Raw genomic sequence first — 15150 nt, forward strand, 5'->3', positions numbered from 1 at the left:
TTCAAAAAGCTTGCCACCTTTAGGGCAACAAGCCATTTATTGTTATTCTTATTTCACAAAATCAAGAAGAGCTAGGAAGCTTTCAGCTTCAAGTGACGCTCCACCAACAAGGGCACCATCAACGTCTGGGCAAGCCATGTATGAAGCAACGTTCTCAGGTTTAACTGAACCACCGTATTGAACGCGAACTTTGTCAGCAACTTCTTGACCAAAGTCAGCAGCTACAACGTCACGAACAACTTTACACATTTTTTGTGCGTCGTCTTGTGAAGCTGATTTACCAGTACCGATAGCCCAGATTGGCTCGTAAGCGATAACTGATGCAGCAACTTGTTCAGCTGTCAATCCAGCCAATGCAGCTGATACTTGAGCACCTACGAATTCAGCAGCTTTACCAGCTTCATAAGTTTCAAGTGACTCACCACAACAGATGATTGGAAGCATACCATTTGCAAAAATTGCTTTTGCTTTTTTGTTGATATCTTCGTCAGTTTCATGGAAGTAGTCACGGCGTTCTGAATGACCGATAACAACGTAGTCTGTACCGATTTCTTTCAAAACTTGTGGGCTAGTTTCACCAGTAAAAGCACCTGCATTTTCAAAGTAGCAGTTTTGAGCAGCAACCTTAAGGTTTGAACCTTTTGCAGCAGCAAGAACAGTTGTCAAATCAACTGCAGGAGCTGCGATACCTGCTTCAACAAGGTCTGATGAAGGAAGTTTTGATGCAACTGCTTCAACGAATGCTTTTGCTTCTTCTGGATTTTTGTTCATTTTCCAGTTACCAGCGATAAATGGTTTACGTGACATTTCACATACCTCTTCTATTTTTATTTATATGGGCTATTATATCATAAGTAAGCAAATTAATAAAGGTTATCCACAATTTTTCATCAAATCGTAATGTTTCTAGGAGTTATCCACAGTTTTGGCTGTGAATAAACCATTCAAAGACCTTGCGACATCCTTTACCGCCTATTTTCCAGCAGTTCTTCTATATCTGTAATGACTCTGGCCTGCATTTTATTGAGCCTGTTTATCTCTGCAGCTGAGTATGGGAAAGTGTTCAGCAAAATGCCATCAATCCCAACAGCTTCAGCGATAGCCATATCCGTAGAAAAATCATTGCCAACCATCACCGTGTCTTCTGGATTGAACTGATTCTCTTCCAACACAAGCTCTAACCATTCTGCTTGTGGTTTTTTGATCTGATAATCCGAAGAAATATAAACTTTGTCCAGATAAGCAGCACAACCCGTCAATTCAATTTCTGGCATTGTAAAAGCCTTTTGAGCATTAGAGAGCAATATAACATCGCCTCCTTGGTCCTTAATGGCCTTTAAAACTTTCAGGGTATTGGGATAGGCATGGAGCTGACGACGGGACAAACTCCGAAACGTTACGGCCAACTGCTCTCCCCAAGCCTGCAAGTTAGGAAGCGGAGTCTGGGTTTCATGCTTAGTTGGAGCTTCCTGCAAAAGCTGAATGAAAACCGCCACCAAATCAACCTCTGGATAGACAACGCCTTTCTCTTGAGCTATCTTGTTTTCCTGCTCTACTATTAATTGTCCATACTTCTTTTTCAAGTCTTCTGGCTGATAATCTGCTCCATATGCTGCATAGATGCGGGAAAGATACAGCCATAAAGTCGGTTCATCTTCGTCAGTCCGGATATCTACTAGTGTTCCGTAAAAGTCAAAAAGATAATGTTTATATTCTAACTTGTGCATTTTCGCCCCTTTCGCCAGTGACAAACATGGTAAAGGTCCCCTTGCAGACATTCTTCCCATCTTGATTGACAATATCCACATCCACCACTCTAGTCGTCCGGCCGGCATGGATACAGTTCCCCTCAATGCTCAGAGTATCGCCTAGTTTAGCCGCTTTTAGATAATTGATAGAAGATTGCAAGGTCACAGCGTCAGCTCCTTGTGAAATGACAACCAAACCACTTATCTGATCGCACAAGGTGAACAAGTAGCCTCCATGTGCATTGCCATAATAGTTTAGAGAAGAGGGGACGACCTCTGTCGTTACTAAAACATGGCCATCTTTGGCCTCCTCAATTTTATAGTTTTCAAATGCTGAAATTGCATCAAAATGAAAATCTTTCATTCCTCACTCCATTAATTTTGCTTATACTTCATCATACTACTTTTACTAGCAAGGAACAATGATTATATGTACATTCCAATGGAAAAATTTTTTCTACCAGCTCTTCAAATCTCCAGCACTCCTAATCTATCAGCCGATTTGAGCTGGTAGATTGGAAATAGAGTTCTGATCCAAATTAGGCTGGTAATGAATTTAAAAATTCTCAGCTGAAGATTCGCAAGACAAAACATCAAACTAGGTTGGAAATCGCTCCAGCCTAGTCTTTTTGTATTCTCTTTTGATAAAAGTAGGAAATCAAAGCCAATCCCATCACTCCGAAACCAATCAGGAGAAAGGAAAGGGTGCGGACACTCGGAAGCAGCGTCATCAGAAAAGTCGCAGGAGGCATGAAAAGAATTGCCAGCGTGTAGATTGTTGAGAAAACGCGGCCTAGATACTGCTTGTCCACCTTGGTCTGAACCTGGCTGAAGAAATGAATGTTGAAAACAGTCATAAAGAGCTCGCAGATTAGATTACCAGAATAAGAAAAATAGGGATGTACCGGTAGCAAGGCAGAGACACCCATGACTGCTACCCCAACACCAGTCAATAGCAGAGCTACAAGTAAATTTCCCATACTAGCCTTAACCTTGCTAGCTAGAATGGCTCCGATGATTGAGCCTATCGCACCCAAACTCAGAATAGTTGCATAAGAGCCTGCCTTTTCATAGAGCTGATTAGTAAAAGGCAATAGATAATTAAAGGCCGCAAAGAAAAAGTTGACTGCAGAAGCTACCAAGAGCAGAAAGTAGATTTCTTTTTGCTGACGGATATAAACTAAACCTTCCTTGATATCTCTCAGGATATTTCCAAGATTGATGGGAGACTTCTGCTTACTCGGCTCATGATTGGGCAGAAAGTAAACCAAGGCAAAAGCCTGAAAAAAGCTAAGAGCATCCAGCTGAAGAGTGATGCGCAGACTTGCATACTGCATCACGATAAAAGACAGAACTGGAGCTGAGACACTGATAACCTGCAAGGCCAGTTCCAGATGAGAATTGTAGGCCACGATGTCTTCCTTGTCCACAATCTCGGTAATGTAGGATTTATTAGCTGGTCGAGAAAAGGCAAAGGCTATGGCCTGAACCACATTGGCAAAAATCAGCGCTCCAATCATGAGCTGCTCATTAGAGATAAAGGAAATCAGCAGACAAAGACCGGCACAAATCAAATCTGTTACCATCAGCACCTTCCGTCTGGAAAAGCGGTCCGCAATGGCTCCTCCAAAAGGATTGAATAAGATAGAAGTGATTAGCTCCGATATCTGATAAATGCCCAAGACCGTCTGTCCCAGAGCTCCCAAAGAAGCAAGCCAGATGCTGTTCCCATAGTCATAGAGCATATTTCCAATTTTATTAATAGCAGCCCGTGTAATCAGCTGTGCTGCATGTCGATTCATAAAAATACCTCCTTCCATTTCTGAAACTATTGTATCAGGAATGGAGGGAGGCTCTTTATTTTTCCCATATTTGGGAAATTATACTTTCACAAACTTATCGAAATGCTCTTGATAATAGGCAACTTGCTCTGGTAAATTCAGCACTTCAAAGATATGCATGGCTTCCTGCATTTGCTTGATTCCCTGCTTCTTCTGTCCCTTCTGATAAGCCGCAAAACCCTTGAGATAGAGGAAGACATTGCGTTCATAGAGTTTGATGCCCTTACCAATGATTTTCTCCACGTAAGCCTCAAAATAACTAGCCTTATCAAAAGAACAACTTTCCAAACAATGCTGGTAACAATTGAGCGCTAAAATTAAGACCAGTCTCTTATGGCGACCGATTTCTTTGTAGTAGTCCTCCCGCTCCATAACTTCCTTGCCCAGACGGTAGACATAGTCCACATCATAGAAGCTATAGAGATTTCCAAAGAGAATCAGCTCATACATAGTCCATTCTTCCACTTGGAAGAGATAATCAGCCACCTTATCTAAATCTTCTTGCCTCATGCGAAACTGACCGTCTCGCTGACAAATTAAGCCCTGCATCAAAATCCAATTCAGCTCATAGTAAAGAGGCGCACTGCTGGCTTTGGCCTTTTCCAACTGCTCTGCTTGCAAGTCCTGAAATCCCTTGATGTCATTTGAGTAGTAAAGAGGGATAATCTTACCCATCATGGCCACGTGCTCATGCTGCTGGAAATTCCGAGCCTTGTCCATAAAATTTTCAAGAGTCACATGAATATTATCCAAAAGATCTAAAAATTTCGAGAGGGTCATGTCCGACTCCCCCAGCTCAAAACGAGACAGCTGAGAAGTCGAGCAAACCTGACCCGCCGCTTCCTTCAAAGAATAATGCCCATTTAAACGAAAATCGCGAAAAACTTTACCTAAATCTTCCATTTGTTTACCACTTTAATTTCTTTAATTGCTGTTCTGCTAAAAACTCTATTCACTTATCTCTATTGCCCACACCAATCGTTCTTTTTACCTATTTTGCAATAACTCCTTGTGTTTCTTTAGATACTTTTTCCCATACCATTCTTCCACAGTTTTACCTTCCCACTCACGGTATTCTTCGGGATATTTCCATTTGTAATATCCTTCTAGAAAGTAAGGAAACTCCATAAATACAATCATGGCGATTACACCAATATTTATCAGAATCCACCATATAAAGAGACCAAAACCAGTTATGGAAGATGAAAAATTAATAGAAAAAGCTTTGAAAATATAATTAACAATCACAGCCAAGCCCAATAGACCTGCTCCATAAATAGAAATTCCCTTAGCAATCTTATCTTGTAAAGAGGGTTTCCCTTTCTTAAAGGCTTTCCCAAGCTTATTATAATAATCTTTTTTCTGATACTGTAAAAAACCATCATCTTCCAAATTTAAACTCTCTTCAAAACTTGCTTTAAAAATTGATTTCTTCATACTTTTCACCCAAATCCTATTTTAATAACTCCTTGTGTTTTTTTAAATATTTTTTTCCATACCATTCTTCTACGGTTTTCCCTTCCCAGTCGCGATACTCTTCAGGATATTTCCATTTGTAGAATGCTTGTAAATAACTAGGAAATTCGATGTAAATTAGCATAGCAATCACAGCAATATTTAGGATAATCCATGTTATCAAAAGACCTAATCCTTCCAATGAAGTTGAAAATTTTATGGAAAAACTTTTTATAATAAAGTTTATAATTACTCCAATTCCAAAAAAACTCATTCCATAAATCGCTATCTTATTGGCAATTTTGTTGCGAAGAGAGGAGCCACTTCCATTACCATACATCAGTTTTTTAAGACTTTCAATTTCAAGGCTAAACATAAAATAGGCTAATATAGAGATAAAAACAAAAATAGCAGCAACCATCCAAATAGATAAAGTTGGTAATGACATATCAATCGCTAACAGATTAAATTCAAGACTAAGCCAAATTAGAAATGTGATGACATGAAAATGATTACGATAAGGCAGTATAAAAGCTTTTCTAAAAACTTTACCAATCAATATGATAAATACCCAAATTAAGAAACAGACTAGATATACCTCAGCTGTTAGTAATGGATGTTGATAGATAGGCAATCTTAAATCTTTAGGATCAGAGTCGTGCAAGGACAGCGAGAAAACAAGAATCATAAAGTTTATAATGACAGGACCGATAAGAGTGAAAACAATATTCTGAATATGAAGAACTAGTTTAGACTTTCCTTCCCTATAATATGTTTCTAACTTAGAGAAAACATTTCCTTTCTGATACTGTAAAAATCCATCATCTTCCAGATTTAAACTCTCTTCAAAACTAGCCTTAAAAATCGATTTCTTTTTCATTTCTAATCTCCAAACCCATATGTCATAGATTTCCACCCGCTCGAGAAAGCCCTAACAGCGTCTCCTAAAAAGGACTCAGCACGCATGAGAAAGTTTAAAACTTGCTCTAGGCGAGATGAGTCTTCAGGAAAAATCAAATTTTTTTTACAAAAACGAAAGATTTAGCATAAGAAAATTCGTTTTTTACTCTTTTTTGGCTGATTTCACATGTGAATTAAGCATTCTGAGCTCTAAGAAGCTCATTTCTCACAGAAACTGCATACTCCTACACCTTCTCCGCCAATTCTTCCCATTCCAGCATGGCTTCTTCTTGGGCAGCGGTCAGCTGGTCAATTTGCTGCTGGCTCTCCATGAGTTCGGCGGCATCATTAGTGGCCTGCATGGCTTCCTGAAGCTGATTGATCTGGCTGTCCAAGTCCTCGATTTGCGCTTCCAATTGTTCTAAGCGGCGGGCCAGCCGGCGCTGTTCTTTCTGGTTTTCCTTTTGAAGCTGATAGTCATTGGCAGGTGCCGGATTGTCAGGACTGGCCTGCTCCGCCTCCTCACGCAAGATTTCCTGCTCTGCCTTTTTCTCCAGATAATAGTCATAATCACCTAGATAAAGGGTAGAGCCTGTCTCTGAGAGCTCGATGATCTGCGTGGCCACACGGTTGATAAAGTAGCGGTCATGGCTGACAAAGAGCAGGGTGCCGTCAAAGTCAATCAGGGCATTTTCCAGCACTTCCTTGCTGTCAATATCTAGGTGGTTGGTCGGCTCGTCGAGGATGAGGAAGTTGTTGTTTTCCATAGACAGCTTGGCTAGAAGCAGCCGCGCCCGCTCTCCACCCGACAGCATGCCGACAGACTTCTTGACATCGTCTCCCGAGAAGAGGAAAGCGCCTAAGCGATTGCGAATTTCGACCTCTGGCGTCAGCTTGAAGTCATTCCATAGCTCATCAAGTACCGTATTGCTGGCAGTCAGTTTGCTCTGGGTCTGGTCATAGTAGCCCACTTCCACATTAGCCCCCAGCTGCTCCTCGCCTCTGATGAAGGGCACTTGACCGATTAGTGATTTAATCAAGGTCGTCTTTCCAATCCCATTTGGCCCGACAATAGCTACCGCATTGAACTTGCGAATGTCAAGGTTAATCGGCTCCGACAGGACTTCCTCACCGTAGCCAATAGCTGCATCTTCCAAGGTCAGCACAACATTGCCCGAAACTTTATCAGATTTGAAGGTCATATTAGCCGATCGACTGCCGGTCTCCGGCCTGTCCAAACGCTCCATCTTTTCCAGCTGCTTACGACGGGACTGAGCCCGCTTGGTTGTGGAAGCCCGAACCAGATTGCGATTGACAAAGTCCTCCAGCGCAGCGATTTCTTTCTGTTGCTTTTCGTAGTTCTTGGCTTCAGTAGCCAGCTTCTGCTCCTTTTGGACCACAAAGCTAGAGTAATTGCCCACATAGCGATCCAATGAATGCTTGGTCAAATCCAACGTGATAGTTGCAACCTTGTCTAAGAAATAGCGGTCGTGGCTGACGATGATCAAGGCACCGCTGTAGTTAATCAAGTAAGTCTCCAGCCAAGCAATGGTCTCGATATCCAAGTGGTTAGTTGGCTCGTCCAAGACCAGCAGCTCTGGCTTTTCCAAGAGCATCTTGGCCAGAGCTAGACGGGTATTCTGCCCGCCCGACAGCTCAGAAATCTTCATCTGCCACATGGACTGGTCAAACTTGAAACCATTCAAAATCGCTCGAATGTCGGCCTCATAGGTAAACCCACCTTTCTGGCGAAAGTCCTCTGACAGCTGGTCATACTGGGTCATGAGAGCCGTCAGCTCTTCTCCTGACAACTCTCCCATTTGCAGCTCCATCTGCCGCAAGCGCTTCTCCTGCTGGCGCAGACTATCAAAGACCAGCAGCATCTCGTCGTAGATAGTATTCTCCGACTCAAAGCGGCTATCCTGAGCCAGATAGGACAGGGAAAGATCTCGTTTTTTATTGATTTGACCAGACGTCGGCTCTTCCTCGCCCACCAAAATCTTGAGCAGGGTTGACTTACCAGCTCCATTTTTACCGACCAGAGCAATCCGGTCACTCTCATCCACCTGCAGGTTGATATTATCAAAAAGTAGCTCCCCTGCAAAAGAGCGTTCAATCTTGTTTGCTTGTAAAATAATCATAAAACCATTATAGCAGATTTCCAGAACTACAGCTATCAGAATTCAAGAGAAAGCGAACTCAGCTCCCCAAAAGAAAAAGAGAGTGGGACAGAAATCGGTAATTCGTTAGAATTCGATTTCGTCGTCCCACCTCCGCACAGTTGAGTAGAGCTGTAAAAGCTGATGAAATCAGCGTAGTAGAGCCACTCAACCACTGCGTCTTGCTCGACAATCCAAAGACAATTTAGAGGCTAGGACTTTTGTCCCAGCCTCTAAAGAAAACTATTGAGAATAGATTGATTCTGCAAAATCAGATAGATACCCAGCAAAATAATAAAACAAAAAGGCTTAGCTTTATCATCCCTTTGACAAAACGAACAATCCATAGCATAATCATGGAACCAATCAACCACATAATGGCTGAATGCTGGAAAAATCCTTGAATTATCTCAACATTCTCTCCAAAGAAGGCCTGAATGGGCGCTGGAACATGAGTTTCCCAAGCCGCTGTCACACCTAGCTGGTTAGCAATATCGCTGCCGCTTTTCCACAGCCAAGCAAAAATTCCTGAGTTAAAAAGAAAGAGGAAAACTTGCTCTGGGAAGCGTCTAATAAAATTAAAAATCGTTTTTAGCATACCTTTATGATTGATACAAGTCTTTTACAGCCTGGATATCTGCTGGCTGAATACTATAAAATGAGCCTGCCGACTGCATCACTGATTCCTCCTCATTATGGTCTAATCCGATAGCATGGCCCAATTCGTGCGCTGCTGTATTGACAATCCGCTCATGAGAATAACCATAGCGTCTGTCCAACAAGTAGTAACTATTGAGGCGAACAGTCACATGGCTGAAACGATTGATCAGCAGGTTGGTCTTGGACTCTGCCTCACCAGCTGCACTGACACTGCCATCATTCATTTCCGTCGCAACGATATCCGCTTCTTCTTTGTCATTGATAATTTGAAAGGTGAAAGCTCCTGTCTGGTTCCAGGAATTAATGGCCTCCTGATATGCTGAACGTAAAGTTTCATTCGTGGTATCAATATATACCGTAGCACTAGCCTTCTCCCAGCGAGCTCCCGTCCCTTTATGCTCATCTGTCAGCTGATGGGGCTGAATTCCCTCACTAGTCTGAAAACCAGTGGAAAGTCCTTGATGCGTTAAAAATTGATCCACTTGAGTAACCGCAGTTTTAACAGCCTTCGAAAGCCCCTCTGTCCCCGTCTCTGTCGAAGTAGTAAAATAAAAAACACCTACAAGAACAAGAAAACTAAGTGCCACAGACCAAACAAGCCCCCAGATAAGCCGCCAAATAAAGCGAAATATAAATCTAATACAATTGAAAATAAACTTCATGGCAAGCTCCTTTCTCATAGAATGCACGAGAGACTCAGTCTAGCATTTTTGGCTTAAACAAAACTAAATACGATTGAGAGGTATATCTCGTAAATAAATGGCTACGACACAAGCCCCACTTAAAAAGACGAAAAAAGAAGCTGAGAAACTCAGCCTCTTCTTAAGTAAATTACAATTCGATATCACCGAAAAGATCAGCCATTGAGAAACCAGTTTGAGTTTCTGGAAGCTCGAAGTCACGTTTTTCTTGACGACGTGTACGACGTGGACGAGATTGACGTTTTTCTTCTTTTTGGCCTTCTTCTTGAGCTGGACGCTCTTCAAGAGCCTTGATAGAAAGTGATACACGCTCAGCAGCAGCATTCACTTCAAGAACTTTAACAGTTACTTCTTGACCAACTTTAAGAGCATCTTTTGGATTTTCAACACGTTTGTGTGAAATTTGTGAGATGTGAACAAGTCCGTCGATACCTGGCAATACTTCAACGAAAGCACCGAAGTCAGTCAAACGTTTTACTGTACCTTCAACTACATCGCCAGCAGCAAGTTTTTGTTCAACACCATCCCATGGTCCAGGGGTTGTAGCTTTAAGTGAAAGAGACACGCGGCCTTCTTCTTCGTTCAAATCAAGAACCTTCACTTCGATTTCGTCACCAACTGAAACAACAGATTTTGGTGAAACGTTACGCTCGTGAGAAAGTTCAGTCAAGTGAACCAAACCATCAACACCACCAAGGTCAATGAAAGCACCGAAGCTTGTGATACGAGCAACTTTACCAGTTACAACATCACCAACATTCAATTTACCAAATACTTCTGCACGCGCTGCAGCAGCTTCTGCTTCCACAACTTCACGACGTGAAAGGATGAAGCGGTTTTCTTTTGGATCTACTTCTTTAATCTTAGCGTCAAATTCTTGACCTACAAAACGTTCAGTGTTGCGAACGAAACGAGTATCGAGCATTGAAGCTGGAATAAATCCACGAAGCCCTTCAAACTCAACAGAAAGTCCACCTTTAACAGCACGAGTGCCCTTAACAGTAACGACTTCTTCTTCACGACCAACCAATTTGTCCCATGCTTTGCGAGCTTCTAAACGTTTTTTAGATACTAGGTAAGTAACTGTATCTGTATCTTTACCTACTACTTGACGAAGAACAAGCAATTCAAGTGTGTCACCTGGTTTTACAAAGTCATTGATGTCAGCATCACGATCATTTGTCAACTCACGCAGAGTCAAAACCCCTTCAACACCAGTACCAGCAATGGCAACATTAGCTTGGTTAGCATCCACTGTCAATACTTCGGCAGTAACGACATCACCTGGTTCGACTTGGCTAACACTGTTTAGCAAATCTTCAAATTCATTCATCTAAAAAAATCCTCCAACAATCAAGTATAATACTTGACATACTTATAATTATTTTCCTAAGCACCCGCAAACGACATTTGATGTATCTTTAACGTTTTCCACCCTATAAAGAAATAAAATATCCGACGATATTTTATCCTTTATCTGATATATTACCTAAGAACTGGGGTAGCTGGATTCGAACCAACGCATGAGGGAGTCAAAGTCCCTTGCCTTACCGCTTGGCTATACCCCAATGATGAAATGGAGAGAGAGGGATTCGAACCCCCGAACCCGAAGGAGCGGATTTACAGTCCGCCGCGTTTAGCCTCTTCGCTATCTCTCCGACAATCAACGATATCAATTATATCATTAATCTAATAAAAGCGCAAGCCCTTATTTTCCTAAATTGTAGGTTTCAATCAAAGTTTCCACCGCTTTTTCAAGCTTTTTATATAAACTTTCAACATTGCCATTTTTAATAATAGCAAATTGGCCGTCAAATTCGGCAATCTCGCCAATGACCTTTTTCCCAATAGAAAGGGTGTAGCCAGCAAATTGATCAGCGCCAAGCTTCACCTTACTATCTGAAATCTGAATCTCAATTTTTTTATCTTTTTTACTCATTCTTTTACCTCTTTCAAGTCTCTATTTTACACAAAAATAGCAAAGCTGGCAAGTGATTTCCTCAATAAAAAGAGCCTCAAAGGGCTCTTAAAGTTATTCGTCTACTTTTACAATCCAACCTTCTGGAGCTTCCACATCACCAAATTGGATACCAGTCAGCTCATCATACAATCTGCGAGTCACTGGCCCGACTTCTGTTTCGCTATAGAATACATGGAAATCATCGCCATGCTGGATACCCCCGATTGGCGAAATAACGGCTGCCGTACCACAAGCTCCTGCTTCGACAAAGCGATCCAAATTGTTAATTGGAACGTCACCTTCAATTGGCGTCAAGCCCAAGCGGTGCTCTGCCAAGTAAAGCAAAGAATATTTGGTAATGGATGGGAGAATAGATGGGCTAAGCGGTGTCACAAATTCATTGCCCTTGGTAATTCCAAAGAAATTGGCTGATCCAACCTCTTCAATTTTGGTATGAGTTGACGGATCTAGGTAGATAACGTCAGAGAAGTTGCGAGACTTAGCCATCTTACCTGGTAGAAGACTAGCTGCGTAGTTACCACCCACCTTAGCAGCACCTGTACCATGTGGAGCTGCACGGTCATATTCATCTTGGATCAAGAAGTTGGTTGGAACCAAACCACCCTTGAAGTAGTTTCCAACTGGCATAGCAAAAATCGTAAAAATGTACTCCTCTGCTGGTTTTACCCCGATGATATCTCCGATACCAATCAAAAGGGGACGAAGGTAGAGAGTTCCTCCTGTTCCATATGGCGGTACATAGTCTTCGTTTGCGCGAACAACAGCCTTACAAGCTTCCACAAACATTTCAGTTGAAACTTGTGGCATCAAGAGACGATCGCAAGTGCGTTGCAGGCGCTTAGCATTCTCATCTGGACGGAAAAGCTGAACACTGTCATCCTTAGTCCGATAAGCCTTTAGACCTTCGAAAGCCTGCTGGCCATAGTGAAGGCTTGGTGAAGACTCAGAAATATGCAGGGTCGCATCTTCTGTCAGCTTGCCTTCCTCCCACTGACCATTCCGATAATAGGCGATATAGCGATAGGGCAATTTCATATATGAAAAGCCAAGATTTTCCCAATCAAGATTTACTGTCATAGTCTTTTTCCTCTTTTCCTTATCTTTCAATTTATAGATACTCCCTATTGTACACCTTTTTCTGAAAAATTCAATCATTATTTTCAATTTTCTGAAAATTTATTTTTTAAAAAACCAGTTCGTATGAACTGGTTTGGTGATTACTTGATATAAGCTGAGAAGACTTCTTCGTCTGAAATAGTATCAGAGATGAAGCTGCCGTTGCTGGTTCTCTCAGACAGGCTAAGATCAACTAGATTGATTTCATAGACCGTTCCTTTATTAGAAAGCACCTGCAAAATCTGCTCTTCAATGGCTTCAGCTTCTGTTGTAAAGAGGTCGAAGTCCACTGCTTGGCCATAGACTGGTCCAGCTGCAAAGACACGATGCGGCTTGGTCTTAAGCTCTCTCAGAACTTGAAGACCGCGATTTGCCCGACTGGTAACAGGAATATCTGCGACTGCCATACGCTTGATCGAACCGCGCTGAGTCAGGAGGTAGAGCGAGTCTGTATTGGCGATAAAGGCTGCCGCTAGGACATCGTCTTTCTTGAGGTTGATGGCTTTAACCCCAGCTGCCTTAGCTCCGATAACTGGTACTTCCTCAATATTGAAGCGGAGAGCATAGCCATTCTTGGTCACGAGCATAACATCATCCAGCTTAATCGGCGCCAGAGCAATAACCTGATCTTCTTCATTTTTCAGTTTAGCAAACTTGAGCGACTTAGACTTATAGGTCCGCCAAGGACTGAATTCCTTGCGCTCTACACGCTTGATTTGGCCCAGCTTGGTCGCTGCAAAGTAAGTACCCTCCTCAAAGCTGTCCAACAACTCTGCATAGATAACCTCTTCTTTGGTATCAAAGTTACTGATGGTCTGGCTGAGGTGTTCTCCGATTTCTTTCCAACGGATGTCCGACAGTTCATGAACTGGCCGGTAAATAACATTTCCCAGGCTGGTGAAAATCAATAAATGCTGAGTCGTCTTAGCTGGACTAACGAAAATCAGTCGGTCATCGTCACGCTTGCCCATCTCTTCTAAGGTTGAAGCAGAGAAAGAACGCGGACTGGTCCGCTTGATATAACCAGAACGAGTCACGCTGACATAGGTTTCTTCCTCAACGATAAGACTAGCTGTATCAATCTCAATGGCGTTTGCTGTATCCTGCAGCTCACTGAGACGCGGATTGCCAAACTTCTTCTTGACATCGCGGAGCTCCCTCTTCATGAGATTATACATAGTTCGCTCATCACCGATAATGGCTGCCAGCATGGCAATCTTCTCGCGCAACTCTGCTTCTTCCTCTTCCAGAACCACTACGTCTGTATTGGTCAAACGGTAGAGTTGGAGAGTGACGATAGCCTCAGCCTGCTCCTCAGTGAAATCATAGCTAACTTTAAGATTTTCCTTTGCGTCTGCTTTGTTTTCGGAAGCACGAATCAGGGCAATCACCTCGTCCAAAATAGAAATAACCCGAATCAGTCCTTCCACGATATGCAGCCGTTTCTCAGCCTTGGCCTTGTCAAACCGGCTGCGAGCCAGAATGATCTCCTTGCGGTGGGCAATATAGCTGGTTAAGATTGGCACAATCCCCACCAAACGAGGCGTGAAATTGTCAATCGCCACCATGTTGAAGTTATAATTGACTTGCAAATCAGTGTACTTGAAGAGATAGTTGAGAATTAGCTCAGTATTGGCGTCTTTCTTAAGCTCGATGGCAATGCGAAGACCATCCCGGTCCGATTCGTCCCGTACCTCAGCAATGCCAGCCACCTTATTGTTGACCCGCACATCGTCGATTTTCTTGACCAAGACCGCTTTATTAATCTCGTAAGGAATCTCGGTAATGACGATTTGCTCTTTTCCGCCTTTCAGCTTTTCAATCTCAGTTCTGGAGCGCACCACGACGCGACCTTTACCAGTCTCGTAGGCTTTCTTGATCTCATCACGACCTTGGACAATAGCTCCTGTCGGGAAGTCTGGTCCAGGCAGAAACTCCATGAGTTTGTCCACCTTGGCAGACGGATGGTCAATCATATAGATAACCGCGTCAATGACTTCTGCTAGGTTATGAGGTGGAATATCAGTCGCATAACCAGCGGAAATCCCAGTTGCTCCATTGACCAAGAGGTTAGGAAAGGCTGCCGGCAGAACAGTCGGCTCCTTTTCAGTATCGTCAAAGTTCCAAGCAAAAGGAACGGTATCTTTCTCAATATCCTGCAGCAGATAGCCAGCCATCTCAGACAGGCGCGCCTCAGTATAACGCATAGCCGCCGGTGGATCACCGTCCATGGAACCATTGTTCCCGTGCATCTCAACGAGAATCTCACGGTTTTTCCAGTCCTGAGACATGCGAACCATGGCATCGTAGATAGAACTGTCACCGTGGGGGTGGAAATTTCCCATGATGTTCCCGACTGACTTGGCAGACTTACGGTAGCCCTTATCAAAGGTGTTGCCGTCCTTATTCATGGAATAAAGAATACGGCGCTGAACAGGCTTCAAGCCATCGCGAATGTCCGGCAAGGCCCGCTCCTGAATGATGTATTTGGAGTAGCGACCAAAACGCTCTCCCATGATGTCCTCAAGGGACATGTTTTGAATGTTAGACATAATAATTCTCTTTTTAGTGTTTTATTGTAAAGTAAAT

13 protein-coding genes, 2 tRNA genes and 1 pseudogene are annotated in these 15150 nt (G+C 42.8%); all 16 read right to left on the reverse strand.

Annotation, left to right across the window (positions count from 1 at the left end; all coding sequences use genetic code 11):
* Positions 1-48: 48 nt before the first annotated feature.
* The 16 genes and pseudogenes from tpiA to parC all read right to left on the reverse strand — a co-directional run bounded on the left by tpiA (position 49) and on the right by parC (position 15113).
* Entirely contained in the window at positions 49-807 is a 759-nt protein-coding gene (tpiA, locus tag HMPREF9960_RS04550) for a triose-phosphate isomerase (RefSeq protein WP_005589685.1), read from the reverse strand.
* Positions 808-965: 158 nt separating this feature from the next.
* Positions 966-1727 (reverse strand): HAD family hydrolase, encoded by a 762-nt coding sequence (locus HMPREF9960_RS04555; protein ID WP_005589683.1) that lies wholly within the window; start codon positions 1725-1727, stop codon positions 966-968.
* Positions 1708-2112: a PaaI family thioesterase gene (locus HMPREF9960_RS04560; RefSeq protein ID WP_005589681.1), complete on the reverse strand. Its 405-nt coding sequence runs from the start codon at positions 2110-2112 to the stop codon at positions 1708-1710. Before HMPREF9960_RS04560 ends, HMPREF9960_RS04555 begins: the two co-directional genes overlap by 20 nt.
* 256 nt (positions 2113-2368) lie before the next feature.
* A complete protein-coding gene (locus tag HMPREF9960_RS04565; protein WP_005592234.1) occupies positions 2369-3550 on the reverse strand; it encodes an MFS transporter in 1182 nt (393 codons plus the stop codon).
* Positions 3551-3628: 78 nt separating this feature from the next.
* On the reverse strand, positions 3629-4492 hold the full coding sequence (locus tag HMPREF9960_RS04570; protein WP_005589678.1) for an Rgg family transcriptional regulator: 864 nt from the start codon (positions 4490-4492) through the stop codon (positions 3629-3631).
* 84 nt (positions 4493-4576) lie between these two features.
* Entirely contained in the window at positions 4577-5026 is a 450-nt protein-coding gene (locus tag HMPREF9960_RS04575; protein ID WP_005589676.1) for a hypothetical protein, read from the reverse strand.
* 16 nt (positions 5027-5042) lie between these two features.
* A complete protein-coding gene (locus tag HMPREF9960_RS04580) occupies positions 5043-5924 on the reverse strand; it encodes a hypothetical protein (protein ID WP_005592182.1) in 882 nt (293 codons plus the stop codon).
* Between the two features lie 265 nt (positions 5925-6189).
* Complete coding sequence (locus tag HMPREF9960_RS04585; RefSeq protein WP_005589673.1) at positions 6190-8085, reverse strand: ABC-F family ATP-binding cassette domain-containing protein; 1896 nt, start codon at positions 8083-8085, stop codon at positions 6190-6192.
* Positions 8086-8336: 251 nt separating this feature from the next.
* Positions 8337-8701, reverse strand: a pseudogene (locus tag HMPREF9960_RS04590) (hypothetical protein).
* Positions 8702-8705: 4 nt separating this feature from the next.
* Positions 8706-9425, reverse strand: a complete 720-nt coding sequence (locus HMPREF9960_RS04595) for a matrixin family metalloprotease (RefSeq protein WP_005592258.1) — start codon at positions 9423-9425, stop codon at positions 8706-8708.
* Positions 9426-9594: 169 nt separating this feature from the next.
* The gene (gene rpsA / locus HMPREF9960_RS04600; RefSeq protein ID WP_005589669.1) at positions 9595-10797 is read right to left on the reverse strand and encodes a 30S ribosomal protein S1; all 1203 of its coding nucleotides are present in this window, start codon (positions 10795-10797) and stop codon (positions 9595-9597) included.
* Positions 10798-10960: 163 nt separating this feature from the next.
* Positions 10961-11032 (reverse strand) — tRNA-Gln (locus HMPREF9960_RS04605).
* A gap of 9 nt (positions 11033-11041) precedes the next feature.
* Positions 11042-11122, reverse strand: a tRNA-Tyr gene (locus tag HMPREF9960_RS04610).
* Between the two features lie 50 nt (positions 11123-11172).
* Positions 11173-11403: a DUF2969 domain-containing protein gene (locus tag HMPREF9960_RS04615; protein ID WP_005589668.1), complete on the reverse strand. Its 231-nt coding sequence runs from the start codon at positions 11401-11403 to the stop codon at positions 11173-11175.
* Positions 11404-11496: 93 nt separating this feature from the next.
* Positions 11497-12600: a branched-chain amino acid aminotransferase gene (locus HMPREF9960_RS04620; RefSeq protein ID WP_005589667.1), complete on the reverse strand. Its 1104-nt coding sequence runs from the start codon at positions 12598-12600 to the stop codon at positions 11497-11499.
* A 62-nt stretch (positions 12601-12662) separates the two neighbouring features.
* Complete coding sequence (parC, locus tag HMPREF9960_RS04625) at positions 12663-15113, reverse strand: DNA topoisomerase IV subunit A (RefSeq protein ID WP_005589666.1); 2451 nt, start codon at positions 15111-15113, stop codon at positions 12663-12665.
* Between the last annotated feature and the right edge of the window lie 37 nt (positions 15114-15150).

Origin of the sequence: Streptococcus cristatus ATCC 51100 (genome assembly GCF_000222765.1) — a bacterium.
In the GTDB taxonomy this organism is placed as follows: Bacteria; Bacillota; Bacilli; order Lactobacillales; family Streptococcaceae; genus Streptococcus; species Streptococcus cristatus.

Excerpts from the sequence above, each read along its gene's own strand:
- tpiA (WP_005589685.1), bottom strand. The coding sequence starts at position 807 with ATGTCACGTAAACCATTTATCGCTGGTAACTGGAAAATGAACAAAAAT.
- HMPREF9960_RS04555 (WP_005589683.1), bottom strand. The coding sequence starts at position 1,727 with ATGCACAAGTTAGAATATAAACATTATCTTTTTGACTTTTACGGAACA.
- HMPREF9960_RS04560 (WP_005589681.1), bottom strand. The coding sequence starts at position 2,112 with ATGAAAGATTTTCATTTTGATGCAATTTCAGCATTTGAAAACTATAAA.
- HMPREF9960_RS04565 (WP_005592234.1), bottom strand. The coding sequence starts at position 3,550 with ATGAATCGACATGCAGCACAGCTGATTACACGGGCTGCTATTAATAAA.
- HMPREF9960_RS04570 (WP_005589678.1), bottom strand. The coding sequence starts at position 4,492 with ATGGAAGATTTAGGTAAAGTTTTTCGCGATTTTCGTTTAAATGGGCAT.
- HMPREF9960_RS04575 (WP_005589676.1), bottom strand. The coding sequence starts at position 5,026 with ATGAAGAAATCAATTTTTAAAGCAAGTTTTGAAGAGAGTTTAAATTTG.
- HMPREF9960_RS04580 (WP_005592182.1), bottom strand. The coding sequence starts at position 5,924 with ATGAAAAAGAAATCGATTTTTAAGGCTAGTTTTGAAGAGAGTTTAAAT.
- HMPREF9960_RS04585 (WP_005589673.1), bottom strand. The coding sequence starts at position 8,085 with ATGATTATTTTACAAGCAAACAAGATTGAACGCTCTTTTGCAGGGGAG.
- HMPREF9960_RS04595 (WP_005592258.1), bottom strand. The coding sequence starts at position 9,425 with ATGAAGTTTATTTTCAATTGTATTAGATTTATATTTCGCTTTATTTGG.
- rpsA (WP_005589669.1), bottom strand. The coding sequence starts at position 10,797 with ATGAATGAATTTGAAGATTTGCTAAACAGTGTTAGCCAAGTCGAACCA.
- HMPREF9960_RS04615 (WP_005589668.1), bottom strand. The coding sequence starts at position 11,403 with ATGAGTAAAAAAGATAAAAAAATTGAGATTCAGATTTCAGATAGTAAG.
- HMPREF9960_RS04620 (WP_005589667.1), bottom strand. The coding sequence starts at position 12,600 with ATGATTGAATTTTTCAGAAAAAGGTGTACAATAGGGAGTATCTATAAA.
- parC (WP_005589666.1), bottom strand. The coding sequence starts at position 15,113 with ATGTCTAACATTCAAAACATGTCCCTTGAGGACATCATGGGAGAGCGT.